A 24,159-nucleotide genomic window follows, 5' to 3' on the forward strand; every position below is an offset into this window, starting at 1 on the left:
AGGAGCTGGAATGACTGACGTCGCCGTCGTCGGCTTCGCACAGGCACCGAACGTGCGCGCCACCACCGGCACCACGAACGGTGTCGAGATGCTCGTCCCGATCTTCCAGGACGTCTTCGCCCAAACCGGCCTGTCCAAGACCGACATCGGCTTCTGGTGCTCGGGATCGTCGGACTACCTGGCGGGACGGGCGTTCTCGTTCATCGCCGCGATCGACGCGATCGGGGCCTTCCCGCCGATCAACGAGTCCCACGTCGAGATGGACGCCGCCTGGGCGCTGTTCGAGGCCTGGGTGAAGATCCGGACCGGCGAGGTGGACACCGCGCTGGTCTACGGGTTCGGCAAGTCCTCGGCCGGGAACCTGCGGCGCACGCTGGCCATGCAGCTCGACCCGTACTCGGTCGCGCCGCTGTGGCCGGACTCGGTGAGCATCGCCGGTCTGCAGGCGCGGATGGGCCTGGACTCCGGGGACTACACCGAGGCCGACATGGCCGAGGTCGCGGTCCGCAGCCGCGCCGCCGCCAAGGGCAACCCCAGCGCCCAGCTCTCCGGCGCGTTCGACGCCGAGGAGCTGCTGGCCGAGCCCTACCTGGCCGATCCGCTGCGCGCGCACGACTGCGCGCCGATCAGCGACGGCGCGTCGGTGATCGTGCTCGCCTCGGCCGATCGGGCGCGCGAGATCCGCGAGCGGCCCGCCTACATCGGCGGCATCCAGCACCGCATCGAATCGGGCAGTATCGGCGCCCGCGACCTGCGACGTTCGGTCTCCACCGAGGCCGCGGGCGAAGCCCTGGGCACCGACGGCGTGGAGATCGCCGAGCTGCACGCACCGTTCACCCACCAGGAGATCGTGCTGCGCCGCGCGCTCGGGCTCGACGACGCGGTCGCGGTCAACCCCTCGGGCGGCGCGCTGTGCGGGAACCCGATGTTCGCCGCGGGCCTGTCGCGCATCGGCGAGGCGGCCGGGCAGATCTTCGAGGGCCGCGCGGGCAAGGTGCTGGCGCACGCGACCAGCGGCCCGGCGCTGCAGCAGAACCTGGTGTGCGTGATGGAGGGAAGGGCCTGATGGGCAAGCAGTTGGCGGCCGTGCTGGGCACCGGCCAGACCCACCACACCAGCAAGCGGCTGGACGTCTCGATGGCCGGGATGTGCCGCGAGGCGGTCGACCGAGCGATGGCCGACGCCGGGGTCGACTGGCCGGACATCGACGCGGTCGTGGTCGGCAAGGCGCCCGACCTGTTCGAGGGCGTGATGATGCCCGAGCTGCACCTGGCCGACGCGCTGGGCGCGACCGGAAAACCGCTGCTGCGGGTGCACACCGCGGGCTCGGTGGGCGGTTCCACCGGCAACGTCGCGGCGAGCCTGGTGCAGGGCGGCGTGCACAAGCGGGTGCTGGCGGTGGCGTTCGAGAAGCAGTCCGAGTCCAACGCTATGTGGGCGCTGTCGATCGTGCCGCCGTTCACCATGCCGGTGGGCGCGGGGGCGGGCGGGTACTTCGCGCCGCACGTGCGCTCCTACATCCGCCGTTCCGGGGCACCGACGCACACCGGGGCGATGGTGGCGGCGAAGGACCGCCGCAACGGCTCCCGCAACCCCTACGCGCACCTGAAGCAGACTGATATCACGGTGGATTCGGTGATGGCCTCGCAGATGCTGTGGGACCCGATCCGCTACGACGAGACCTGCCCGTCCTCCGACGGGGCGTGCGCGGTCGTCATCGGCGACGAGGCCAGCGCGACCGGCCGCAAGGCGGCCTGGATCCACGCCACGGCGATGCGCACCGAGCCGACCACCTTCGCCGGGCGCGACCAGGTCAACCCGCAGGCAGGCAGGGACGCCGCGGCGGCGCTGTGGAAGCAGGCCGGGATCACCGATCCGCTGTCCGAAGTGGACTGCGCCGAGATCTACGTGCCGTTCTCCTGGTTCGAGCCGATGTGGCTGGAGAACCTCGGTTTCGCCGCCGAGGGCGAGGGCTGGAAGCTCACCGAGGCCGGGGAGACCGCAATAGGGGGCCGGCTGCCGGTCAACCCGTCGGGCGGGGTGCTCTCGTCCAACCCGATCGGCGCGTCCGGTCTGCTGCGCTTCGCCGAGGCGGCGCGTCAGGTCACCGGCGACTCCGGCGACAACCAGGTCGACGGCGCCCGGGTGGCGCTCGGGCACGCCTACGGCGGTGGCTCGCAGTACTTCTCGATGTGGGTCGTCGGATCGAACAAACCGGGAGCCTGACATGAAGTTCACGATGTCGGTGGCGATGACGCCGCTGGATCAGCTGACCGAGCTCGCGCGCACCGCCGAGGAGTGCGGCTTCACATCGATCGCGCTGCCGGACTCGCTGTTCTACTCCGAGAAGGTCTCCGCCGAGTACCCCTACACGCCCGACGGGTCGCGGATGTGGGACGCCGACACGCCGTGGGTGGACCCGCTGATCGCCACCGCGGCGATGGGCGCGGTGACCTCGCGGCTGCGGTTCTACACCTCGGTGCTCAAGCTCGGCCCGCGCAACCCGGTACTGCTGGCCCGCCAGCTGTCGTCGGTCGCGGCGATGACCGGTGACCGCTTCGGGCTGGGGCTGGGCCTGGGCTGGGCACCGGAGGAGTTCGAGTGGTGCGGCGCGTCGTACGCCAAGCGCGGCGCCCGGGTCGACGAGATGATCGAGATCATCCGGCTGATCCTGGGCGGCGGCATGGTCGAGTACCACGGGAAGTTCTTCGACTTCGACAAGCTGCAGATCTCCCCCGCCCCGGCGAAGCCGGTGCCGCTCTACGTCGGCGGGCACACCGAGCCGGCGCTCAAGCGCGCGGCCCGGGTCGGCGACGGCTGGGCGTCGGCGATGATGAAGCTCTCGGAGCTGCGCGAGACCATCGACCGGCTCGGCGAGCTGCGCGCCTCCTGCGACCGCGCCGACGTGCCGTTCGAGATCCAGGCGGTGTGCATCGACCGCTTCGGCGTCGACGGCTACCGCGAGCAGGCCGAGGTGGGCGTCACCGACGCGATCGTGGTGCCGTGGATCTTCGACGGCCACGGCTTCGACGCCCCGCTGGAGGCCAAGCTGGACTCGGTCCGCAAGTTCGCCGCCGAGGTCATCGAGAAGGTCTGAGGAGGCCGCATGAGCGGAGTGCACTGGAAGGCCACCCGCACGTCGCACCCGGCCCGCGACGCCGCACTGGCGTCGATGGACGCCGTCTCGCGAGGTGCGAAGGACGAGTGGCTGTCGCTGTTCGCCGACGACGCCGTCGTCGAGGACCCGGTGGGTCCCTCGGCGTTCGACCCCGACGGCAAGGGCCACCACGGCCGGGAGGCCATCGCTGCGTTCTGGGAGACGGCGATCGCCCAGGCCGAGCGCATCGAGTTCACCATCGAGGACTCGTTCGCCTGCGGCAACGAGGTCGCCAACACCGGCACCATCACCACCCACCTCCCCGACGGCTCCGCGATGGACGCCGAAGGCGTCTTCACCTACCGGGTCGACGACCAGGGCCGGGTCACGGCCCTCAGGGCCTTCTGGGAGTTCGACAGAGCAGTCGCCACCCTCCGCTGACCCACCACCGAGAAGGCGCCGTCCCCCTCCCAGGGGAACGGCGCCTTCCTCATCTCCACCACTCACCCACCCGAACCGCCCTGCCCCAGGGGTTCCCGATTTCAATGGAAATCGGGGACCTGACTTCCATTGAGATCGGGAACCTCTGGGGGCGGAGGGAACCGGGGGTGCCCCGGGGGTCGGGCCGGGGCACCGCGTCGGTCAGCGGTACTGGACCCGGTATTCCTTGATGCCGTTGAGCCAGCCGGAGCGGAGGCGGCGGGGTTCGGCGAGCTGGCGGATGTCGGGCATGTGGTCGGCGATGGCGTTGAAGATCAGGTCGATCTCCAGCCGCGCCAGGCTCGCGCCCAGGCAGTAGTGGGCGCCCGTGCCGCCGAAGCCGACGTGCGGGTTCGGGTCGCGGGTGATGTCGAAGCGCTCCGGCTGGGCGAAGACCTCGGGGTCGAAGTTGGCCGAGCTGTAGAACATCCCGACCCGCTCGCCCTTCTTGATCTGCACGCCGGAGAGCTCGACGTCGGCCAGCGCCGTGCGCTGGAACGACACCACCGGGGTGGCCCAGCGGACGATCTCGTCGGCGGTGGTCTGCGGGCGTTCCCGCTTGTAGAGCTCCCACTGGTCGGGGTTCTGCAGGAACGCGTGCATGCCGTGGCTGATGGCGTTGCGGGTGGTCTCGTTGCCGGCCACCGCCAGCAGGATCGTGAAGAACCCGAACTCGTCGTCGCTGAGCGCGCTGCCGTCGACGTCGGCCTCGACGAGCTTGGTGACGATGTCGTCCATCGGGCACTTGCGCTTCTGGTCGGCCACGCCCATGAAGTAGCCGAGCATCTCCGCCGCGGCCGTCTCCGGGTCGATGTCGTACTCGGGGTCGTCGTAGGCGACCATCTGGTTGGACCAGTCGAAGATGTCCTTGCGGTGGTCCTGCGGCACGCCCAGCAGCTCCGCGATGGCCTGCAGCGGCAGCTCGCAGGCGATGTCGGTGACGAAGTCGCCGGTGCCGGATTCCAGGGCACCGGTCGCGATCGCCTCGGCCCGCTGGTGCAGCACCTCCTCCAGGCTGTTGACCGCGCGCGGCGTGAACCCGCGCGCCACCAGGCGCCGGACCTTGGTGTGCTCGGGCGGGTCGATGTTGAGCATGACGAACCGCTGCATCTCGATCTGGTCGCGGCTCATCTCCTCGTTGAACCGGATGATCGCGGTGTTCTCGTAGGTGGAGAACACGTCGGTGCGGCGCGAGATCTCCTTGACGTCCTCGTGCCGGGTGACGACCCAGTACCCCTCGTCCTCGAACCCGGACTTGCGGAACGGCTGCTTGTTCCACCAGATGGGCGCGGTGCGCCGGAGCTCCGCGAATTCCTCCAGCGGCACCCGCTCGGAGTAGAGATCGGGGTCGGTGAAGTCGAAGCCCTCCGGAAGGCTCGGTGCTGCCACGGCTACCTCCTGCGCTGCACGAACTGAAACGAGTTCTATGTGAAGCGAACCACAAGAAACGAGCCCGGTAAACCCCTTTCACTGCACATGAATCGTGCAAGCAAAGGGAAAGATCGTCCGACCTCGAACCGGACCGTGGCGCACAGAGATAACATGTTCTAGATTCATCTCGGTAGTGATCGCGGTGAGAGGAGATTCAGGTGGGCACTCCGGTGATCGTGGAGGCGGTGCGCACGCCGATCGGCAAGCGCAAGGGCTGGCTGTCCGGGCTGCACGCCTCGGAGATCCTCGGCGCCGCCCAGCGCGGCCTGCTGGAACGCGCGGGCGTCGACCCGGCCGCGGTGGAACAGGTCATCGGCGGCTGCGTCACCCAGGCGGGTGAGCAGGCGGGCAACGTCACCCGGACCGCCTGGCTGCACGCCGGGCTGCCCGAGCAAACCGGCTGCACCTCGATCGACGCCCAGTGCGGGTCGGCTCAGCAGGCCACCCACCTCGTCGCCGGGCTCATCGCCACCGGCGCCATCGACGTGGGCGTGTCGTGCGGCGTCGAGGCGATGACGCGGGTGCCGCTGGGCAGCAACATCGGCGTCGACGTCGGCAAGCCCAAACCCGACGCCTGGGACATCGACATGCCGAACCAGTTCCTGGCCGCCGACCGCATCGCCGGCCGGCGCGGCATCACCCGCGAGGACCTGGACCGCTTCGGCGTCCGCTCGCAGGAGCGCGCGCAGCGGGCGTGGCAGGAGGGCCGCTTCGACCGGGAGATCGTCCCGGTCCGCGTCGGCGACGAGGACGTCACCCGCGACCAGGGCCTGCGCGAGACCAGCCTGGAAGCCCTCGTCGGGCTCAAGCCGGTCCTCGACGACGGCCTGCACACCGCGGGCAGCTCCTCGCAGATCTCCGACGGTGCCGCGGCGCTGCTGCTGATGGACTCCGACCGCGCCCAGGCCCTGGGCCTGCGCCCGCGCGCCCGGATCGTGTCGCAGTGCCTGGTGGGCGCCGAGCCCTACTACCACCTCGACGGGCCGGTGCAGGCCACCGAGCGGGTGCTGGCGCGCAGCGGCATGAAGATCGGCGACATCGACGTCTTCGAGGTCAACGAGGCCTTCGCCTCGGTCGTGCTGTCCTGGGCGGGCGTCCACGGACCTGACATGGACCGGGTCAACGTCAACGGCGGCGCCATCGCGCTCGGTCACCCGGTCGGCAGCACCGGCGCCCGGCTGCTCACCTCGGCCCTGCACGAGCTGGAGCGCCGCGACGGCACCACGGCCCTGGTCACCATGTGCGCGGGCGGCGCCCTCTCGACGGGCACGATCATCGAACGCCTCTGACCCACCCGACGCGCAGTTCTCATGAGAACCTCCCCCACCCAACGGGAGGTTTTCATGAAAACCTCGGTTCCCTTCGAGTCGCGCAGTTTTCATGAAAACTTCCCCACCCCCGGAACCCGAAAGTCCACCGCACTCTCCGTACGGTGGACTTTCGTCGTGTGGTCCCGGTGGGTCCCCGGGTTCTGAGTTGTGATTGGGGGAGGGAAGTTTTCATGAAAACTTCCCTCCCCACCGAGTCCGGTGGGCGCTTGGGGTGGGAGGCCCCTCAGAGCCAGTCCTCCGGGGTTCCGGTGAGGAAGTCCTCGGGCCAGTACCGGGCCGGGGTGGTGGGGTGGGTGATGCCCGTGTAGGCACCCTTGTAGAACAGCAGGGGGTCTTCGTCCGCGGGTTCTCCGAGGGTGTGGACCCTGCCCACGACGATGTGGTGGTCCCCTCCGTCGAGGACGTTGTCCACCTCGCAGTCGAGCCAGGTGAGGGTGCCGTCGAGGATCGGGGCGCCGGACGGGGCCGGGGTCCAGGTCAGGTTCGCGAACTTGTCCTCACCGCGGCGGCCGAAGACCGCGGAGACCTCGCGCTGCTCGGCGGAGAGGACGTTGACGCAGAAGTGGCCGGCTCGCTCGATCAGCGGCCACGTGCGGGACGTCCTGCCGGGGCAGAACAGGACCAGCGGCGGGTCCAGGGACAGCGCCGAGAACGACTGGCAGGCGAAGCCCACCGGCCCGCCGTCCCCGGCGGCCGTCACCACCGTCACGCCCGTGCAGAAGTGCCCGAGCGCGCGCCGGAAGGCGCCCCCGTCGACAGCGGGGCCGCCCACCTGCGGAACCACGGCTTCCATCGCCACTCCCCTCACTGCCCCGGGGGCCGGTTGCCGACCGAGAAGTCGTGGCCCCACAGCGAGACGGCGGTGCTCTCCCGCGCGATCCAGTCCTCGTCGTCGACCTGCCGCCCCTCGCAACCGAACTCGACGTCGAAGCCGCCCGGGGTCTTCATGTAGAACGACAGCATCAGGTCGTTGACGTGGCGGCCCAGCGTCGCCGACATCGGCACCTGGCGCCGGTAGGCGCGGTCGAGGGTGAGGCCGACGTCGTCGACGTCCTCGACCTCCACCATCAGGTGCACGATGCCGCTGGGCGTGGGCATCGGCAGGAACGCCAGGCTGTGGTGCCGCGGGTTGCAGCCGAAGAACCGCAGCCACGCCGGTTCGCCGTCGGAGGGCCGCCCCACCAGCTCGGGCGGCATCCGCATCGAATCCCGCAGCCGGAACCCGAGCACGTCGCGGTAGAACCGCAGCGCCGCCTCGTCGTCGTGGGTGGACAGCACCACGTGCCCCAGGCCCTGCTCGCCGGTGACGAACGTGTGCCCGTAGGGGCTGACGACGCGACGGTGCTGCAGGGCCGCGCCGTGGAAGACCTCCAGCTCGTTGCCGGACGGGTCCTGGAAGCGGATCAGCTCGCCCACCCGCCGGTCGGCCAGCTCCTCCTTGGTCCCCTCCTTGAACGCGATCCCGTTGGCGCTCAACGAGTCCCGAACCTCCTGCAGACCCGCGGCGTGCTCGGCCTCCCAGCCGGCGCAGGACAGCCGGTCCTGCTCGCCGGGCACGATGACCAACCGTGCCGGGAAGTCGTCCATCCGCAGGTACAGCGCGTTCGGGTCGCTGCCGCTGCCCTCGACCATGCCGAGGACCTTGAGCGCGTAGGTCCGCCACGCGTCGACGTCGGTGGCCTCGATGCGCAGGTACCCGAGCGAGCGAATCCCCATCGGACTACCTCCCTGTTAGTTGAGCAGGAAATCGCGGGTCAGCTTGTTGAACTCCTCGAACTTCTCCAGCTGCGCCCAGTGCCCGCAGCGGCCGAAGACGTGCAGCTGCGCGCGCGGGATGAGCTTGAGCGCCAGCAGCGCCCCGTCGAGCGGGTTGACCCGGTCCTCGCGGCCCCAGATCAGCAGCACCCGCTGCCGCAGCTTGTAGGCCTCCCGCCACAGCAGACCTTCCTCGTAGGTCTCGGGCTGGGCGAAGGAACGGCCCATCGCCTTCATGGCGGCCAGCGATTCGGGCGCGCTGGCGGCGGCGAAGCGCTCCTCCAGCAGTTCCTCGGTGATGAGCGACTGGTCGTGGACCATCGTCCGCAGGAACGCTTCCAGCTTCTCCTTGCTGGGCCCGGGCGGTGCCCCGAACAGGCCGAGCTTCTGCACGCCCTCGGTCGGGTCCGGCGCGAACACGTTGACGCTGAGACCTCCCGGCCCCATCAGCACCAACCGACCCGCCCGGTCCGGGTGGTCCAGCGCGAAGCGCACGGCGGTGCCTCCGCCGAGCGAGTTGCCGAGCAGGTGGGCTTTGGCCACGCCCAGCACGTCGAAGAGCTCCTTGAGAGCGCCCGCGCTGTGGGTGAAGTACTGGCCGTGCTCGGTCGGTTTCGAGGACTTGCCGAACCCGGGCTGGTCCACGGCGATGACGTGGAACTCCTCGGCGAACGCCTCGACGTTGCGGCTGAAGTTGCTCCACGCCGAGGCCCCGGGCCCGCCGCCGTGCAGCATGACCACTGTGGACTCGTTGCCGACGCCCGCTTCGTGGTAGTGCAGCGTCAGCCCGGAGGGCAGGGTCGCGTCCTGGCTCTTGATCTCCACCATCAGACCATCGAATCCTTCACCGGTAGACCGAATTCCCCGCTGCCGAACATCGTGTAGGCGCGCTCGGCGTCGTTGGCCGCGTGCACCCGGCCGGCGTGCGCGTCCCGCCAGAACCGCTGGATCGGCGTGCCCGCCTGCAGCGCCCGGCCGCCGGAGTTCTCGAAGAGCCGGTCCACCGCGGAGATCGCCCGCGCGGTGCCCCGCACCTGGTCGCGACGGGCCTTGAGCCGCAACGACATCGGGACCTCCTCACCCGCCTTCAGCAGCGCCAGCTCGTCGGCGATGTTGGTGGACAGCTGCAGCCAGGCGGCGTCGATCTCGCTGGCGGCCTCGGCGATGCGGACCTTGGCGAACGGGTCGTCCTTGGCCTGCTCACCGGCGTAGGCGGCGCGGACCCGCTTGGCCTGGTGCTCGACGTGCGCGTCGTAGGCGCCCTGAGCCATGCCGATGATCGGCGCGGTGATCGTCGACGGGTGCACGGTCCCCCACGGCAGCCGGTACAGCGGCGCGGTGTTGACCTGGTGACCCGGGCAGTCCGTCTTCGACATCGACATGAAGCTCAGCGCCCGGTGCGACGGGACGAACACGTCGTCGACGACGATGTCGTTGCTGCCGGTGCCGCGCAGGCCGACGGTGTCCCACACGTCGTTGATGGCGTAGTCGCCCAGCGGCAGCAGGTACGTGCAGAAGTCGACCATCTTGCCGTCACCGTCGAGCGCGGGCCCGCCGACGAACACCCAGCTCGCGTGGTCGCAGCCGGAGGAGAAGCTCCACTTGCCCGACAGCCGGTAGCCGCCGTCGACGACGGTGGCCTTGCCCATCGGCGCGTACGACGAGGAGATCCGGGTGTTGTCGTCGGAACCCCAGACGTCCTCCTGCGCCTGCTGCGGGAACAGCGCCAGGTGCCAGGGGTGCACGCCCAGGATGGAGGCGACCCAGCCGGTGGAACCGCAGGCGCTCGCGATGAGCTTGACCGCGGTGTAGAACTCCACCGGGTCGGCCTCGTAGCCGCCGTGGCGCTGCGGTTGCAGCAGCTTGAAGAAGCCCGCGTCCTGCAGCTCGGCGATCGATTCCGCCGGGATCTTGCGTCCGTCCTCGGCCTGCTGCGCCCGATCCCGCAGCGCGGGAAGGAGTTTGCGCACTGCCTCGACGACTTCGGTGCTGTCGCTCATGCGGTGCTCCCGTCTCACTTGGTCTGCTCGCGCTGCAGCTCCAGCGCGATGTCGATCAGCTGGTCCTCCTGGCCGCCCACGAGCTTGCGCTCGCCGGCCCGCACCAGCAGTTGCGCCTGGCTGACGCCGTAGCGCTCGGCCTGGTTGGCGGCGTGCTTGAGGAAGCTGGAGTACACCCCGGCGTAGCCCATCATCAGCGCGGAGCGGTCGAGCAGGCATTCCTCCGGCATCGCCGGGCGCACCACGTCCTCGGCGGCGTCGGCGATGGCGAAGAAGTCCACGCCGGTGGTGAACCCGAGCTTGTCGCACACGCCGACGAACGCCTCCACCGGCGTGTTGCCCGCTCCGGCACCGAAACGCCTTGCGCTGCCGTCGATCTGGACGGCACCGGCGCGCGCGGCCGCGACCGAGTTGGCCACGCCGACGCCGAGGTTCTCGTGCCCGTGGAAACCGATCTGCGCGTCGCCGCCGATCTCGGCGTCGAGGGCCTGGACCCGCTCGGCGACCTGCTCCAGCACCAGCGCCCCGGCGGAGTCGACGACGTAGACGCACTGGCAGCCCGCGTCGACCATGATGCGGGCCTGCTTGGCCAGCACCTCCGGCGGCTGGGAGTGGGCCATCATGAGGAACCCGACGGTCTCCATGCCCTGCTCGCGCGCCAGCCCGAAGTGCTGCACGGACACGTCGGCCTCGGTGCAGTGGGTGGCGATCCGGCACACCGAGGCGCCGTTGTCGCGGGAGATGACGATGTCGTCGGTGACGCCGACGCCGGGCAGCATCAGCACGGCGATCTTGGCGTTGCGCGCGGTCTCGGCCGCCAGCGTGATCAGTTCCTGCTCCGGCGTTCGGGAGAAGCCGTAGTTGAACGACGACCCGCCGAGCCCGTCGCCGTGGGTCACCTCGATGACCGGCACCCCGGCCCCGTCGAGCGCGGTGACGATGCCGCGCACCTCGTCGGCGGTGAACTGGTGGCGCTTGTGGTGCGAGCCGTCGCGCAACGACGTGTCGGTGATGCGCAGGTCCAGCTCGGTGCTGTACGTCTTGGGCAGTCCGGTCACCGCGCGGCCTCCTTCTGCAGCGCCCCGGTGCGGGCGAGCTCGTCGCCGACCCGCACGGCGGCGGCGGTCATGATGTCGAGATTCCCGGAGTACTTCGGCAGGAAGTCGCCGGCGCCCTCGACCTCGACGAACACCGCGACGCGCGCCCGGCCGCCGGTGACGGCCGAGGGCGGGTCGAACTGCGGCTCGGACAGCAGCCGGTAGCCGGGGACGTACTCGGCGATGTCGCGCGCCATCCGGGTGATCGACTCGCCGACGGCGTCGGTGTCCGCGTCGGCCGGGATGGCGCAGAAGATGGTGTCGCGCATGATCATCGGCGGGTCGGCGGGGTTGAGCACGATGATCGCCTTGCCGCGCTCGGCTCCCCCGATGACCTCGATGCCCTTGGCGGTCGTGCGGGTGAACTCGTCGATGTTGGAGCGGGTTCCGGGCCCCGCCGACACCGAGGACACCGACGCGACGATCTCCGCGTAGGCCACCGGCACGACCCGCGACACGGCGTGCACGATCGGGATCGTGGCCTGCCCGCCGCAGGTGATCAGGTTGATGTTCGGCGCGTCGAGGTGCTCGCCGATGTTGACCGGCGGCACCACGTAGGGCCCGACTGCCGCGGGCGTGAGGTCGATGGCCCGGATGCCGCGCTCGGCGTAGCGCGGCGCGTTGGCCTTGTGCACGTAGGCCGAGGTGGCTTCGAAGACGATGTCCGGGCTCTCGTTCTCCAGCAACCAGTCCACGCCTTCGGCGCTGGTCGCCACACCCATGTCGGCGGCCCGGCGCAGCCCGTCGCTGTCCGGGTCGATGCCGATCATCCAGGCCGGTTCGACGTCCTGGGAACGGCTGAGCTTGTAGAGCAGGTCGGTACCGATGTTGCCCGACCCCACGATCGCCGCCTTGGCGGTCATAACGCCTCCCTAAGAACTGTGTGTAGTCCTTGTGCGTAGCGGTGCCGGTAGGAGAACCTGAGGGGCTTCGTGGACTCCGCGCGCCACTCCTGATGTGTGCCAGTACACGGCGTCGCGGCGTGCTCGCCACGAAGCCCCTCAGAACCTCCGGCGGTGCAGTCTGCTTGCCCGCCCACCGAAAGAGAAAGTGGCTCCGCCACTTCGAAGCACCTCCCTAGGGTTTCGCGGTGAGACCGACGGTGCCGAGGCCCGAGAACTCGGCCCGGAACGCGTCGCCGGGTCGCACGTCGATGGCGCGGGTGCAGGAACCGGGCAGCACGACGTTGCCCGCTCGCAGCCGCACCCCGAACCCGGCGACCTTGTCGGCCAGCCAGGCCACGGCGGTTGCGGGGTTGCCGAGCACCGCGTCGGAGCGGCCCTCGGCGACGACCTCGCCGTTGCGGTGCAGCACGGCGTCGATGCCGCGCGGGTCGAGCTCGCCGGGGGCCACGCGCGCGGCACCGAGCACGTAGCCGGCGGAGGAGGCGTTGTCGGCGATGGTGTCGGCGATGCCGATGCGCCAGTCGCGGATGCGGCTGTCGATCAGCTCGATGGACGGGATCAGCGCCTCGGTCCGGTCCAGCACGCCCTGCTCGTCGCAGCCCGGTGGGACGTCCTCGGCCAGCAGGAACCCGACCTCGACCTCCACCCGCGGGAAGCAGTAGGCGCGGGCGTCGATGGGGACGTCCTCGGCCACGGCCATGTCGGTGAGCAGGTGTCCGTAGTCGGGCTCGTCGACGCCCATCATCTGCTGCATCGCCGGTGAGGACAGCCCGACCTTGTGCCCGGCGATCGGCGCGTCCCGGCGGCGGATGTTGATCAGCTGGATCTCGTAGGCGTCGACCACGTCGATGTCCGGGTACGACTCGACCAGCGGCGGGATGGGGTCCCGCTCGCGTTCGGCCCGCCACAACCGCTCGGCGAGCCCTCGCCGGGTCTCGGCACTGAGCATGCGACCTCCACGCCACGGACTGGAACAGGTTCCCCTTGGTACGAGCAACCGGTTCACGTGCTGTTATCGCTCCATCATACCGATGAGCGCGGCAAAATCTATAACATGTTTCAGTTCGATGTGAGCACGAGTCCGCTGGTGGGGACGCCCGTTCCCGCGGTCACCAGCACGTTGTTCACCTCGTCGACCTGGTTGACCGCCGCACCGCGGATCTGCCGGACGCCCTCGGCGATGCCGTTCATCCCGTGGATGTAGGCCTCCCCCAGCTGCCCGCCGTGGGTGTTCAGCGGCAGCCGACCGCCGTGCTCGATGGCGCCCTCGGCGATGAAGTCCTTGGCCTCCCCGCGCCCGCAGAAGCCCAACTCCTCCAGCTGGACCAGCACGAACGGCGTGAAGTGGTCGTAGAGGATGCCGACCTGGACGTCGTCGGGTCCGATCCCGGACTGCTCCCAGAGCTGCCGCGCCACCAGGCCCATCTCGGGCAGACCGGTCAGCGAGTCGCGGTAGTAGCTGGTCATGGTGAACTGGTCCGGCCCGCTGCCCTGCGCGGCTCCGGCCACCACCGCGGGCGGCTGGGGCAGGTCCCGGGCGCGGTCGAGGCTGGTGACCACCAGCGCCACCCCGCCGTCGCTCTCCTGGCAGCAGTCCAGCAGCCGCAGCGGCTCGGTGATCCACCGCGAGTTCTGGTGGTCCTCCAGGGTGATCGGGCGCCCGTGGAACCAGGCGTTCGGGTTGGTGGCGGCGTGCTTGCGGTCGGCGACCGCGATGCGGCCGAAGTCCTCGCTGGTCGCCCCGTACTCGTGCATGTAGCGACGCGCGAACATGGCCACCTGCGCGCCCGGCGTGCCCAGGCCCATCGGGTACGACCAGCTGTTGTCCACGCCGGTGGAGGTCGCCTGCCCGGACAGCCCGGCGTTGAACTGGCCGAACCGCTGCCCGGAGCGCTCGTTGAACGCCCGGTAGCAGACCACGACCTCGGCCATCCCGGTCGCCACCGCCATCGCCGCCTGCTGCACGGTGGCGCAGGCCGCGCCGCCGCCGTAGTGGATGCGGCTGAAGTAGCTCAGGTTCGGGATGCCGACCTCGCGGGCCACCGCGACCTCGGTGTTGGTGTCCATCGTGAAGGTGACCAGACCATCCACATCGGAGGGTTCCAGTCCCGCGTCGGCGAGCGCCGAGCGCACGCACTCGGCGGCCAGCTGCAGCTCGCTGCGACCGGAGTCCTTCGAGAACTCGGTCGCGCCGATGCCGGCGATGGCGGTCTTGCCTGAGATCATCGGTCCTCCTCCGGCAGCTCCAGCCGCACCCGGCCGGTGACGTGGGTGCCGAGCTGGTTGCGGCCCAGCACCTCGACGACGAACACGCCGTCACCGCGTTCCAGGACCTGGCCGTGCATCGTCAGCGCGTCGTAGGCGTAGCAGGGCACGCCGAGCTTGATCGACACCCCGCGCACCAGCGCCTCCGGGCCGGCCCAGTCGGTGACGTAGCGCTGCACCAGGCCGGTGGTGGTGAGGATGTTGAGGAAGATGTCCTTCGACCCCTTGGCGTGAGCCAGGTCCCGGTCGTGGTGCACGTCCTGGAAGTCGCGGGTGGCGATGGCCGTGCTGACGATGAAGGTCGGGGTCGCCTCGATGCGCTCCTCCGGCAGGGAATCGCCGATCGCGACCTCCCCGGCAGTGCGCGTTCGCGCCAAAGTCATGCGTTCTCCAGTGTTCTGCGGGACACCCGCACCCGGTCGGACGAATGAGCGCGCGATGCGGCGTTTTCACTCATACGTCCCCCGAAGGTTTCCAGTACGGCAGGGTGAGTTCGTCATCAACGCGCTGGTAAGCGACCTGGACGCGCTGCCCGATGGCCACGGCCTCCGGGTCGATGTCGTGCAGCTCGCCGAGGATCCGCACGCCCTCGTCGAGCTCGACCAGCGCGATCACCAGCGGCAGCTTCTTGCCGGGGATCGCGGGCCGGTGGTGCACGACGTAGCTGTAGACCTCGCCGAGCCCCTCGGAGACCAGGTGGGTGCGCTTGGTGGCACCGCACTCCGGGCACATCGGGCCCGGTGGGTGGCGCAGCAGCCCGCAGCCGCCGCAGCGCTGGATGCGCAGCTCACCGGCGGCGGTGCCCTCCCAGAAGTAGGCGGTGTCGCGGTTGATCGCGGGCCGGATCACCTCGGCCGGCGGCTCCGGCTCCGGCGCGGCCTCCTCCGGTTTCGCGTCGGCGGCCTTGAACTTCAGGACCCGGAACATCATGTCGGCGATCGGCTCGTCGCCCACGTACCAGGTGTTGCGGGTGGTGACGAACCAGCCCTCGCCGAGGCCGGTGGTCTTGGGCCCGACCACCGAGTCGAGCTTGGTGGTGACCGTGACCTGCTCGCCGTGCCGCAGGTAGCGGTGGTAGGTCTGCTCGCAGTTGGTGGCGACCACCGAGACGTAACCGGCCTCGTCGAGCGCACCCATCATCGCGTAGAGCGGGTCGTCGGGGTCGCGCTGCGGGTGCAGCCCGCCCATCGTCCACACCTGCGCCATCGCCGGCGGCGCGACGAGTCCACCGTGGACGGACGCGGCCGCGGCCTCGGGATCGGTGTAGACCGGGTTGGCGTCGCGCATCGCCTCGACCCAGTTGTTGATCATCGGCAGGTTCACCGGGTCGCGCGCGGAGCGCGGCGCGGAGGACCCGCGCTCGGCGATCCGCTTGGCCGCCGCCCTGATCTCGTCGGCTTCGGTGGCGGTACTGGTCATGTCACTCCGTTCCTCAGCGCGGCACCCGCGGCAGTCCCAGTCCGGCGGTGGCGATCAGTTCCCGCTGCACCTCGCTGACGCCGCCGCCGAAGGTCAGCACGAGGTTGCGCTTGGCCTGGACGTCCAGCCAGTGCAGCAGTTCCGCGGTGTCCTCATCGGACGGATCGCCGTGCCTGCCGACGACCTCCTCCAGCTCGCGACCCAGCACCTGCACGGTCTCGGAGGAGAACACCTTGGTCGCCGAGGCGTCGGCGACCTCCACCGGCCCCAGCGAGGCCGAGGCCGCGACCTGCCAGTTGAGCAGCTCGTTGACCCGCTCGAACGCCCGCACGCGCGCCAGAACCCGCCGCACGTCGTCGCGTTCGAGCAGGCCGCGCGCGCTCGCCCAGGCGCGCACCCGCTCGCGCAGACCCCCGGTGCGCCCGGACGGGCCGAGCATGACGCGCTCGTGGTTGAGCTGGGTGGTGATCAGCTTCCAGCCCCGGTCCTGCTCCCCCACCAGCATCGACGCCGGAACTCGGACGTCGTTGTAGTAGGTGGCGTTGATGTGGTGCGAGCCGTCGGCGGTGATGATCGGCGTCCACGAGTAGCCCGGGTCGCTGGTGTCGAGGATGAGGATCGAGATGCCCTTGTGCTTGGGCGCGTCCGGGTTCGTGCGGCAGGCCAGCCAGATGTAGTCGGCGTCGTGCCCGCCGGTGGTGAAGATCTTCTGCCCGTTGACCACGTAGTGCTCGCCGTCGCGCACCGCCGTGGTGCGCAACGAGGCGAGGTCGGTGCCCGCCTCGGGCTCGCTGTAGCCGATGGCGAAGTGCACGTCACCGGACAGGATCTTGGGCAGGAAGAACGCCTTCTGCTCCTCGGTGCCGTAGGTCTGCAGGGTCGGCCCGACGGTCTGCAGCGTCACCGACGGCAGCTGGACGTCGGCGCGGGAGGCCTCGTTCGCGAAGATGTAGTTCTCGACGTCGCCGAAACCCCGTCCGCCGTACTCGGTCGGCCAGCCCACGCCCAGCCAACCGTCGCGACCCATCCGGCGCACGATGTCGCGGTGCGCCTGGTCGTGCCGGTCCGCGGCAAGGGCTTCGCGCTCCTCCGGGGTGACCAGGGTGCTGAAGTACTCGCGCAGCTCGGCCTGCAGCGCCCGCTGCTCCTCGGTGAGTTCGATGAACACGGCTTCTCCTCAGGCGTGTCGGGCGAGGACGTCGACGCGGTGCGCGGCACCGCCCGCCAGCCGCGCCAGGTCCTTGACCTGCGAGTAGTAGCGGTGCATCGGGTAGGTGATGTCCACGCCGAGCCCGCCGTGCAGGTGGTGGCAGGTGTGCATCGCGGCGGGCGCCTGGTCGGTGAGCCAGAACGCGGCGACGTCGAGGTCCTCCCCCGCGTCGCGCCCGGTGCCCAGCCGCCAGTTCGCCGATAGCGCGGCCAGGTGCAGGGTGCGGTTGACGACGTAGACGTCGGCGATCTGCTGCGCCACGGCCTGGAACGCCGCCAGGGGTTTGCCGAACTGCTCGCGGGTCCGGAGGTGCTCGGAGGTGAGCTGCAGCGCCCCGGCCACGGCGCCGTCGCCGAGCGCGCACATCCCCGCCAGGGCGCACGCGTGCACGTCGGCGAGCACAATTTCCCCTGCCGCGCCGAGGGTTTCGGCCGCAGCGCCGTCGAGGTCGACGACCCACTCGGTCCCGGCCGAGGACTTCACCGAGCGCAGGGTGACGCCGTCGGCGTGCGGGTCGACCAGCGCGATCGCCGGGCCGTCCTCGGTGCTGACCGAGACCAGCAGCCGGTGCGCGGCGTCGGCGTCGAGCACTCCCACCTTGCGCCCGGTCACGCGGGAATCACGCAGCACGGCAGCGGGTTTCGCGGGAAGCGGGTTCGAGACCTCGTTGAGGGCGGCGCTGAGCACCCGGCCGGGTTCGGCCAGCAGCTCCTGCTGCTGCGCGGGGCTGCCGTGCCGGGCGATCGGCAGGACGCCGAAGGCGAGGGTGGCCAGCGCCGGGACGGCGACGCCGGCCCTGCCGATCTCGGCGAGCACCAGACCGACCTCCAGCGGGCCGAGCCCGGCACCGCCCAGCTCCTCCGGGACCGGCAGCGACAGCAGGCCCGCTTCGCCCAGCGCCTTCCACACGGACTCGTCGAAACCGATTCCAGTTGAGGCGGCGGCGCGCTCGGTCTCCCGAGCCAGCACTTCGGCCGCGAGATCCCGCACTGCCTGCTGCGTCTCCCCGAGCGTGAACTCCATCCCGCCCCCTCGACCAACCCTGGCCACGTTGTGAAACTTGTTCTACTTCTACCGCCTCGACGACCTCGCGCGCAAGCCTCAGCGAGGCAGCCCGAGGATTCGTTCGGCGATCACGTTGAGCAGGATCTGCGTGGTGCCACCGGCGATCGACAGGGCACGGGTGAGCAGCACCTCGTGCACCGGTTCGGCCTCCATCACCAGCGCCTCGGCGCCGAGCATCTCCACGCCGAGCTCGGCGACGTCCTGGCGGTGCCAGACGCCCAGCAGCTTCTCGACGCTGGACTCCGGCCCCGGGCCCCGGCCGTGCAGGCTGCGCAGGGTGGCGCGCAGCCGCAGCAGCGAGCCCGCCAGGCCCTCGACGACGGCCGAACCGAGGCGTTCCCGCATCGACGGGTCGGTGTCGCCGGAGGCCGCGAGCAGCCGCTCGACCTCCTGGCCGAGGCTGGAACCGCCGCCGAGCGCCACGCGTTCGTTGGCCAGCGTGGTGCGGGCCAGCTTCCAGCCCTGGCCCGGTTCGGCCACCAGGCACTCGTCGGGCACGAAGACCTCGTCGAGGAACACCTCGTTGAACCGCTCCACGCCGGTGATCTCGCGCAGCGGCCGGATCGTGATGCCCTCCGCACGCATGTCGACCAGGAAGTAGCTGATCCCCTTGTGCTTCGGCGCCTCGGGATCGGTGCGGGCCAGGCAGATCCCCCAGTCGGCCTCCTGCGCGAGCGAGGTCCACACCTTCTGACCGGTGAGCTTCCAGCCGCCGTCGACGCGCTCGGCCTTGGTGCGCAGCCCGGCTAGGTCCGAGCCCGCACCGGGTTCGGAGAACAGCTGGCACCAGGTGATCTCGCCGCGCAGCGTGGGCCACGCGAACCGCTCGCGCTGGGCGTCGGTGCCGTGCTCGACGATGGTGGGCACCGCCCAGTTCCCGACGACCATGTCCGGTCGCCGCACGCCCGCGCGCTCCAGCTCCTCGTCGATGAGCAGCTGCTCGTGCGGGCTCGCCCCGCAGCCGTAGGGCCGGGGCCAGTGCGGGGCGAGGTAGCCGGTCTCGGCGAACCGAATCCGCTGCTGCCGAGGGGAGAGCGCGGCGATCTCCTCGACGGTGCCGCGGATCTCGCCGCGCCGGTCCTCGGGGAGTTCGGCGGACAGGCTCAGCGTGCGTCGCGCGCCACCGGCGGAGAGCTCGGCGACGCGTCGGCGCCACCCGGCGGCGCCGCCGACGGCCGACCGCAGCGCCAGCGCGCGCCGCAGGTACAGGTGGGCGTCGTGCTCCCAGGTGAAGCCGATGCCGCCGAGCACCTGGACGCAGTCCTTGGCGACCTCCACGGCGGCGTCGAACACCGCCGCCCCGGCCACGGCGGCGGCCAGCGGGTGCTCGTCCGGCGCATCCTCGGCGGCGCGGGCGGCGTCCCAGGCCAGCGCGGTGGTCTTCTCGACCGCGCAGAGCATCCGGGCGCAGAGGTGCTTGACGGCCTGGAAGGAGCCGATGACCTGGCCGAACTGCTCGCGGGTCCCGGCGTGGTCGACGGCGGTGCGCAGGCACCAGCCGGCGATGCCCGCGGCCTCGGCGGCGGCGAGGGTGACCGCGAGGTCCCGCACGTCCCTGCCCTGGACGTCGTGGTCGAGGACGTGCCGCGCCGGGATGGCGACGTCGCGCAGCACGACCTCGGCGACCGGGCGGGAGAGGTCCAGCGACGGGCGCGGGTTCCGCTCGGCCCGCTCGGCGGGCACCAGGAACCAGACCTCGCGCTCGCCCGCCCGCGCGGGCAGCAGCAGGTGGGTCACGCCCATCGCAGCCGGGACGGCGGCGATGCGGCCGGAAACGACCAGCCCGTCGGCGCTTTCGGTCGCGACGAGCTCGCCGGGGTCCAGCGAGAGCGCGGCGGTGGCCCGGCCTTCGGCGAAGTCGGCCTCCCCCAGGAGCGCCACGGCCACGGCCGTGGACCACACCGGGCCCGGCACCAGCGCGTCGGCTGCCTGCTCCAGCCCGGCGGCGAGGTCGACCGTCGTGCCGATCCCCTCGGCGAGCAGGGAGAAGACGCCGATCTCGGTGAGGCCGGTCCAGGTCTCCTGCTCGTGCCAGATCGGGGTGTCGGAGCTCTCCAGCTTGCGCACCGGGTCGGTGCCGAGCCCGTCGGCCCAGGACCGGATGGACTCCTGCAGGGCCCGCTGCTCGTCGGTGATCGCGATCGGCACAACGCCTCCTCGTCCGCGCCCGCACTGCGAGAATTAGAACATGTTCTAACAAGCTAGCGCCTGGACCGGGTACGCTGCAACGCGCACCGGAACCGATGTGAAAGAGGCACCACGTGACGCAGGGATCGACCACCGACCGCGAGCACCACCCGTCGATGCCTGCGGACCTGCTCGACCTCGCCGAGCGCGCGACCGGGTTCATGCCCACCGACGAGGGCCTGGCGCTGCACGAGACCGCCGTCGCCCACCTCGGCGACGGCGTGGGCGTCGAGATCGGCACCTACTGCGGCAAGTCCACGATCTTCCTCGGCGCCGCGGCCCGGATCACCGGCGGCCGCGTCGTCACCGTCGACCACCACCGGGGTTCCGAGGAGCACCAGCCGGGCTGGGAATACCACGACCCGACGCTGGTGGACGCCGAGGTCGGCAAGCTCGACACCCTCGGCGAGTTCCGCCGCACCCTGGCCCGCGCGGGACTGGAGGACGAGGTCACGGCCGTGGTCGGCCGCTCCCGCGACATCGCCGGGTTCTGGCGCACCCCGCTGACGTTCCTGTTCATCGACGGCGGGCACACCGAGGAAGCGGCCGTCAACGACTACGAGGGCTGGGCCCACTGGGTCGCCCCGGGCGGCGCCCTGGTCATCCACGACGTCTTCCCCGACCCGGAGGACGGTGGCCAAGCCCCGTACAACATCTACCGCCGAGCCCTGGCCACCGGCGCGTTCACCGAAACCCGGGTCGCGGGCTCCCTCCGCGTCCTCGAACGCACCGCGGGCGAGCCCGGCTCGCTGCCCTGATCGGACGCCGGACGCGAAGAACCCCACCTCGCCGAGCTGTTCGGCGAGGTGGGGTTCTTCATCGCGTCAGCGGGTGCGCTCGTACTCGCAGCACGAGGCGTTCTCCACCGGCAGCCCCTGCGGCAGGTCCTCGCCCCGGAAGATGCCGTTGCCCGGCGAGGTCCGGGTCAGCGCGTCGGCGGCGAGGACGACCGCGGCCGCGGTCCAGGAGGACTGCTCCTCCGGCCAGCGCTTGCCGTCCGCGAAGACGAAGCCCGTCCAGTAGGAGCCGTCCGGGTCGCGCAGGTGCTGCATCGCGGCGAGCTGCTGCACCGCGCGCTCGCGCTCGCCCAGGGCGTCCAGCGCCAGCACCAGCTCGCAGGTCTCGGCGCCGGTGACCCACGGGTGGTCGTCGACGCAGCGAATCCCCAAGTCCTGCACCACGAAGTCGTCCCAGCGCTCGTCGATGCGCCGCAGACCGTCCTCGCCGCGCACCGCACCGCCCAGGATCGGGTAGTACCAGTCCATCGAGTACCGGGTCTTCGGCGTGAACGCCTCCGGGTGCCTGCGCAGCGCGTGCCCGAGACGACCGACGGCCACCTCCCAGCTCGGCTGCGGCACCCCCACCCGGTCGGCCAGGGCCAGCGCGCACCGCAGGCTCTGGTGGATGCTGGAGCTGCCTGACAGCAGCGCCTCGCCGGTGGGCCCGGCTTCGCCGATGCCCCAGTCGATCTCGCCGCGCCGGTGCTGCGCGGTGAGCACGAAGTCGATGGCGTCGCGCACCATCGGCCACATCCGCTCGGCGAACGCGTCGTCACCGGTGATGAGCACGTGGTGCCAGACGCCCACCGCCGGGTAGGCGCAGTAGTTGGTGTCGGCACCGGCGTCCTCGACCGCGCCGTCGCGCACCTGAAGCGGCCACGACCCGTCGGCGCGCTGCGTGCCGCGCAGCCACTCGTAGGCCTTCTCGGCCTCGGCGAGCTGACCGACCACCGACAGCGCCATCGCGCACTCGACGTGGTCCCACGGGTCGGTGTGCCCGCCCGGGAACCACGGGATCTCCCCGGAGGGGAGCTGCACGGAGGCGATGGCCTTGCCGGTCTGGACGAGGGCCTCGGCGGAGACGACGCCCGGCAGCTCAGGCGCCGGCACGAGGTTTGCCCAGGTAGACCGCGATGCTCTTGCCCGCCACCGGGTTCAGCAGCTTCTCGGCGGTGCGCGAGATCCACGGGGCCTTCATCATGTCCCACACCAGGAACGCGTGGTAGGCCTTGGCCAGCGGGTGATCGTTGTTGTCGGTGCCCACCGCGCACTTGATCCACCAGTACGGCGCGTGCAGCGCGTGCGCGTAGTCGCGGAAGACGTAGCGCAGCCCGGCGTCGGTGAGCTTGCCGATGAGCTCATCGGCGGAGTAGATCCGCACGTGCCCGCCCTCGACCTGGTGGTACTCGTCCGACAGCGCCCAGCAGATCCGCTCCGGCCAGGCGCGCGGCACGGTGACCACGACGCGACCGCCGGGCTTGACCACGCGGACGAGCTCGCGCATCGCCTTCTCGTCCTCGGGGATGTGCTCCATGATCTCCGAGGCGATGACGACGTCGAACTCGCCGTCGGCGAACGGCAGGGCCAGCGCGTCACCGGAGACGGTCTGGGCCTTGGCGCCCTCGGGCACCTCGCCCTCGTCCTTCATGGCGGCGAACATCGCGGCCACGTTCTCCAGCTCCTCGACGTCCTGGTCGAAGGCGGTGACGTCGCTGCCGCGCCGGTACAGCTCGAAGGCGTGCCGCCCTCCGCCGCAGCCCAGGTCCAGCACCCGCTGTCCCGGCCGCACGCCGAGCCTGTCGAAGTCCACCGTCAGCAACGCGTTGCTCCCTTCCCACCGCGCGGGCTGCGCGCGATCGCTTCGGCGTAGCAGTCGACGGTCGCCGCTGCCACGGATTTCCAGCTGTAGCGGGCCAGCACCCGCTCGCGGCCGTTGGCGCCGAGACGGGCGCGGCGCTCCGGCGAGTCGAGCAGCCGGGCCAGGGCCTCCGCCAGCGCTTCGGCGTCACCCGGCGGCACCAGGTCGGCGCACTCGCCGTCGGGCCCGGCGACCTCGGGGATCGCGCCGGCGCGGCTGGCCACCAGCGGGGTGCCGCAGGCCATCGCCTCCACCGTCGGCAGCGAGAAGCCCTCGTAGAGCGAGGGAACGCTGGCGACCTCGGCGGAGCCGAACAGCTCGGCCAGCTCCTCGTCGCTGATGCCCTTGACGGTGCGCACGACGTCGCCGATGGCCAGCTCCTCGATGCGCTGCTCGGTCGGGCCGCCGGGGGTCAGCTTGCTGACCAGGACGAGCTCCACCTCGCGCTCGGTGCGCAGCTTCGCCACCGCCTCCAGCAGCGTGCCCACGCCCTTCATCGGGGTGTCGGCGCTGGCCATCGCCACGATCCGGCCGGGAACGCGCGGCTTCTCCGGCGGCCGGAACACCTCGGCGTCCACGCCCAGCGGCACCACGCGCAGCTGCTCGGGCCCGACGCCGAAGTCGTCGCGGATGTCGTCGGCGGAGTTCTGCGAGACGGTCAGCAGCTGCGGGATCTGCCGGGCCACGCGCGCCTGCATGCGGGTGAAGCCGTACCAGCGGCGCACGGTGAGCTTGCGCCAACCCTTCGCAGCGGCCAGGTCCACCCGGCGGTCGTGGGTGATCGGGTGGTGCACCGTGGCCACCAGCGGAACCCCGGCGCGCTGCAGCGACAGCAGGCCGCTGCCGAGGCACTGGTTGTCGTGGACGACGTCGAACTCGTGCGCGCGGGCCTTGAGCAGCCGGGCGGCGCGCATGCTGAACGTCATCGGCTCCGGGAACCCGGCGGTCCACATGGTGCCGACCTCCAGCAGGTCGACGTGGTCGCGCAGCTCGCGCCAGTGCGGGGTGCGGAACGGGTCGTCGTCGTTGTAGAGGTCGAGGCTGTCGACCGGCGTCAGGTCGACGCCCGGATCCAGGTCCGGGTAGGGCTGCCCGGAGAAGACCTCGACGTGATGTCCCAGCTCGGCGAGACCGCGGCTGAGGTAGCGGACGTAGACACCCTGCCCACCGCAATGCGGCTTGCTCCGATAGGAAAGCAAAGCGATCCGCACGATTCACCTCACACTGCCCGGGTGCCGCGGGCTGGGTAGACTGGAACATGTTTCGGTCGAGGTAACCCG

Annotated in this window: 23 protein-coding genes; 6 read left to right on the plus strand and 17 right to left on the minus strand. The window is 70.9% G+C overall.

What is annotated here, in order from left to right:
- Positions 1-10: 10 nt before the first annotated feature.
- The 4 genes from QFW96_RS13885 to QFW96_RS13900 are packed head-to-tail and all read left to right on the plus strand — an operon-like array spanning position 11 to position 3,538.
- Positions 11-1,066: a thiolase domain-containing protein gene (locus tag QFW96_RS13885; RefSeq protein ID WP_281456036.1), complete on the plus strand. Its 1,056-nt coding sequence runs from the start codon at positions 11-13 to the stop codon at positions 1,064-1,066.
- Entirely contained in the window at positions 1,066-2,226 is a 1,161-nt protein-coding gene (locus QFW96_RS13890) for a thiolase domain-containing protein (RefSeq protein WP_281456037.1), read from the plus strand. Before QFW96_RS13885 ends, QFW96_RS13890 begins: the two co-directional genes overlap by 1 nt.
- A gap of 1 nt (position 2,227) precedes the next feature.
- The gene (locus QFW96_RS13895; RefSeq protein WP_281456038.1) at positions 2,228-3,097 is read left to right on the plus strand and encodes a TIGR03619 family F420-dependent LLM class oxidoreductase; all 870 of its coding nucleotides are present in this window, start codon (positions 2,228-2,230) and stop codon (positions 3,095-3,097) included.
- Positions 3,098-3,106: 9 nt separating this feature from the next.
- A complete protein-coding gene (locus QFW96_RS13900; protein WP_281456039.1) occupies positions 3,107-3,538 on the plus strand; it encodes a nuclear transport factor 2 family protein in 432 nt (143 codons plus the stop codon).
- A 201-nt stretch (positions 3,539-3,739) separates the two neighbouring features.
- Here QFW96_RS13900 and QFW96_RS13905 read toward each other — a convergent pair whose 3' ends face one another.
- Positions 3,740-4,966, minus strand: coding sequence for a cytochrome P450 (locus tag QFW96_RS13905; RefSeq protein ID WP_281456040.1), 1,227 nt, complete (start codon positions 4,964-4,966; stop codon positions 3,740-3,742).
- 200 nt (positions 4,967-5,166) lie between these two features.
- On the opposite strand from QFW96_RS13905, the gene QFW96_RS13910 reads away from it, so the two are divergent.
- Positions 5,167-6,297, plus strand: a complete 1,131-nt coding sequence (locus tag QFW96_RS13910) for a steroid 3-ketoacyl-CoA thiolase (protein ID WP_281456041.1) — start codon at positions 5,167-5,169, stop codon at positions 6,295-6,297.
- Positions 6,298-6,562: 265 nt separating this feature from the next.
- On the opposite strand, the gene hsaB is transcribed toward QFW96_RS13910, so the two are convergent.
- From hsaB to QFW96_RS13975, 13 genes are all read right to left on the minus strand, one after another.
- Positions 6,563-7,132 carry a 3-hydroxy-9,10-secoandrosta-1,3,5(10)-triene-9,17-dione monooxygenase reductase subunit gene (hsaB, locus tag QFW96_RS13915; RefSeq protein WP_281456042.1) on the minus strand — a complete coding sequence of 190 codons (570 nt, stop codon included), beginning with the start codon at positions 7,130-7,132 and terminating at the stop codon, positions 6,563-6,565.
- An 11-nt stretch (positions 7,133-7,143) separates the two neighbouring features.
- On the minus strand, positions 7,144-8,055 hold the full coding sequence (hsaC, locus tag QFW96_RS13920; protein ID WP_281456043.1) for an iron-dependent extradiol dioxygenase HsaC: 912 nt from the start codon (positions 8,053-8,055) through the stop codon (positions 7,144-7,146).
- A gap of 15 nt (positions 8,056-8,070) precedes the next feature.
- Positions 8,071-8,922 (minus strand): 4,5:9,10-diseco-3-hydroxy-5,9,17-trioxoandrosta-1(10),2-diene-4-oate hydrolase, encoded by an 852-nt coding sequence (hsaD, locus tag QFW96_RS13925; RefSeq protein WP_281456044.1) that lies wholly within the window; start codon positions 8,920-8,922, stop codon positions 8,071-8,073.
- On the minus strand, positions 8,922-10,094 hold the full coding sequence (gene hsaA, locus QFW96_RS13930; RefSeq protein WP_281456045.1) for a 3-hydroxy-9,10-secoandrosta-1,3,5(10)-triene-9,17-dione monooxygenase oxygenase subunit: 1,173 nt from the start codon (positions 10,092-10,094) through the stop codon (positions 8,922-8,924). The genes hsaD and hsaA overlap by 1 nt, the downstream gene beginning before the upstream one ends.
- Before the next feature lie 14 nt (positions 10,095-10,108).
- A complete protein-coding gene (gene dmpG, locus QFW96_RS13935) occupies positions 10,109-11,152 on the minus strand; it encodes a 4-hydroxy-2-oxovalerate aldolase (RefSeq protein WP_281456046.1) in 1,044 nt (347 codons plus the stop codon).
- Positions 11,149-12,054 (minus strand): acetaldehyde dehydrogenase (acetylating), encoded by a 906-nt coding sequence (locus tag QFW96_RS13940; RefSeq protein ID WP_281456047.1) that lies wholly within the window; start codon positions 12,052-12,054, stop codon positions 11,149-11,151. Before QFW96_RS13940 ends, dmpG begins: the two co-directional genes overlap by 4 nt.
- A gap of 214 nt (positions 12,055-12,268) precedes the next feature.
- Positions 12,269-13,045, minus strand: coding sequence for a 2-keto-4-pentenoate hydratase (locus tag QFW96_RS13945; protein ID WP_281456048.1), 777 nt, complete (start codon positions 13,043-13,045; stop codon positions 12,269-12,271).
- A gap of 110 nt (positions 13,046-13,155) precedes the next feature.
- Entirely contained in the window at positions 13,156-14,322 is a 1,167-nt protein-coding gene (locus QFW96_RS13950) for a lipid-transfer protein (protein WP_281456049.1), read from the minus strand.
- Positions 14,319-14,744, minus strand: a complete 426-nt coding sequence (locus QFW96_RS13955; RefSeq protein WP_281456050.1) for a MaoC family dehydratase — start codon at positions 14,742-14,744, stop codon at positions 14,319-14,321. Before QFW96_RS13955 ends, QFW96_RS13950 begins: the two co-directional genes overlap by 4 nt.
- A gap of 70 nt (positions 14,745-14,814) precedes the next feature.
- Complete coding sequence (locus QFW96_RS13960) at positions 14,815-15,780, minus strand: bifunctional MaoC family dehydratase N-terminal/OB-fold nucleic acid binding domain-containing protein (RefSeq protein ID WP_281456051.1); 966 nt, start codon at positions 15,778-15,780, stop codon at positions 14,815-14,817.
- A 13-nt stretch (positions 15,781-15,793) separates the two neighbouring features.
- Positions 15,794-16,948: an acyl-CoA dehydrogenase family protein gene (locus QFW96_RS13965; RefSeq protein WP_281456052.1), complete on the minus strand. Its 1,155-nt coding sequence runs from the start codon at positions 16,946-16,948 to the stop codon at positions 15,794-15,796.
- A 9-nt stretch (positions 16,949-16,957) separates the two neighbouring features.
- A complete protein-coding gene (locus QFW96_RS13970) occupies positions 16,958-18,013 on the minus strand; it encodes an acyl-CoA dehydrogenase family protein (protein ID WP_281456053.1) in 1,056 nt (351 codons plus the stop codon).
- 78 nt (positions 18,014-18,091) lie between these two features.
- Complete coding sequence (locus tag QFW96_RS13975) at positions 18,092-20,203, minus strand: acyl-CoA dehydrogenase family protein (protein WP_281456054.1); 2,112 nt, start codon at positions 20,201-20,203, stop codon at positions 18,092-18,094.
- A gap of 113 nt (positions 20,204-20,316) precedes the next feature.
- On the opposite strand from QFW96_RS13975, the gene QFW96_RS13980 reads away from it, so the two are divergent.
- Positions 20,317-21,000 (plus strand): class I SAM-dependent methyltransferase, encoded by a 684-nt coding sequence (locus tag QFW96_RS13980; protein WP_281456055.1) that lies wholly within the window; start codon positions 20,317-20,319, stop codon positions 20,998-21,000.
- Positions 21,001-21,066: 66 nt separating this feature from the next.
- On the opposite strand, the gene QFW96_RS13985 is transcribed toward QFW96_RS13980, so the two are convergent.
- Genes QFW96_RS13985 through QFW96_RS13995 form a run of 3 tightly spaced genes read right to left on the minus strand, consistent with a single transcriptional unit; the run spans position 21,067 to position 24,090 of the window.
- On the minus strand, positions 21,067-22,131 hold the full coding sequence (locus QFW96_RS13985) for a prenyltransferase/squalene oxidase repeat-containing protein (protein WP_281456056.1): 1,065 nt from the start codon (positions 22,129-22,131) through the stop codon (positions 21,067-21,069).
- Entirely contained in the window at positions 22,118-22,831 is a 714-nt protein-coding gene (locus QFW96_RS13990) for a methyltransferase domain-containing protein (protein ID WP_281456174.1), read from the minus strand. Before QFW96_RS13990 ends, QFW96_RS13985 begins: the two co-directional genes overlap by 14 nt.
- Positions 22,832-22,833: 2 nt before the next feature.
- Positions 22,834-24,090, minus strand: a complete 1,257-nt coding sequence (locus tag QFW96_RS13995; RefSeq protein WP_281456057.1) for a glycosyltransferase family 4 protein — start codon at positions 24,088-24,090, stop codon at positions 22,834-22,836.
- Between the last annotated feature and the right edge of the window lie 69 nt (positions 24,091-24,159).

This window comes from Saccharopolyspora ipomoeae (genome assembly GCF_029952525.1).
Lineage (GTDB): Bacteria > Actinomycetota > Actinomycetes > Mycobacteriales > Pseudonocardiaceae > Saccharopolyspora > Saccharopolyspora ipomoeae.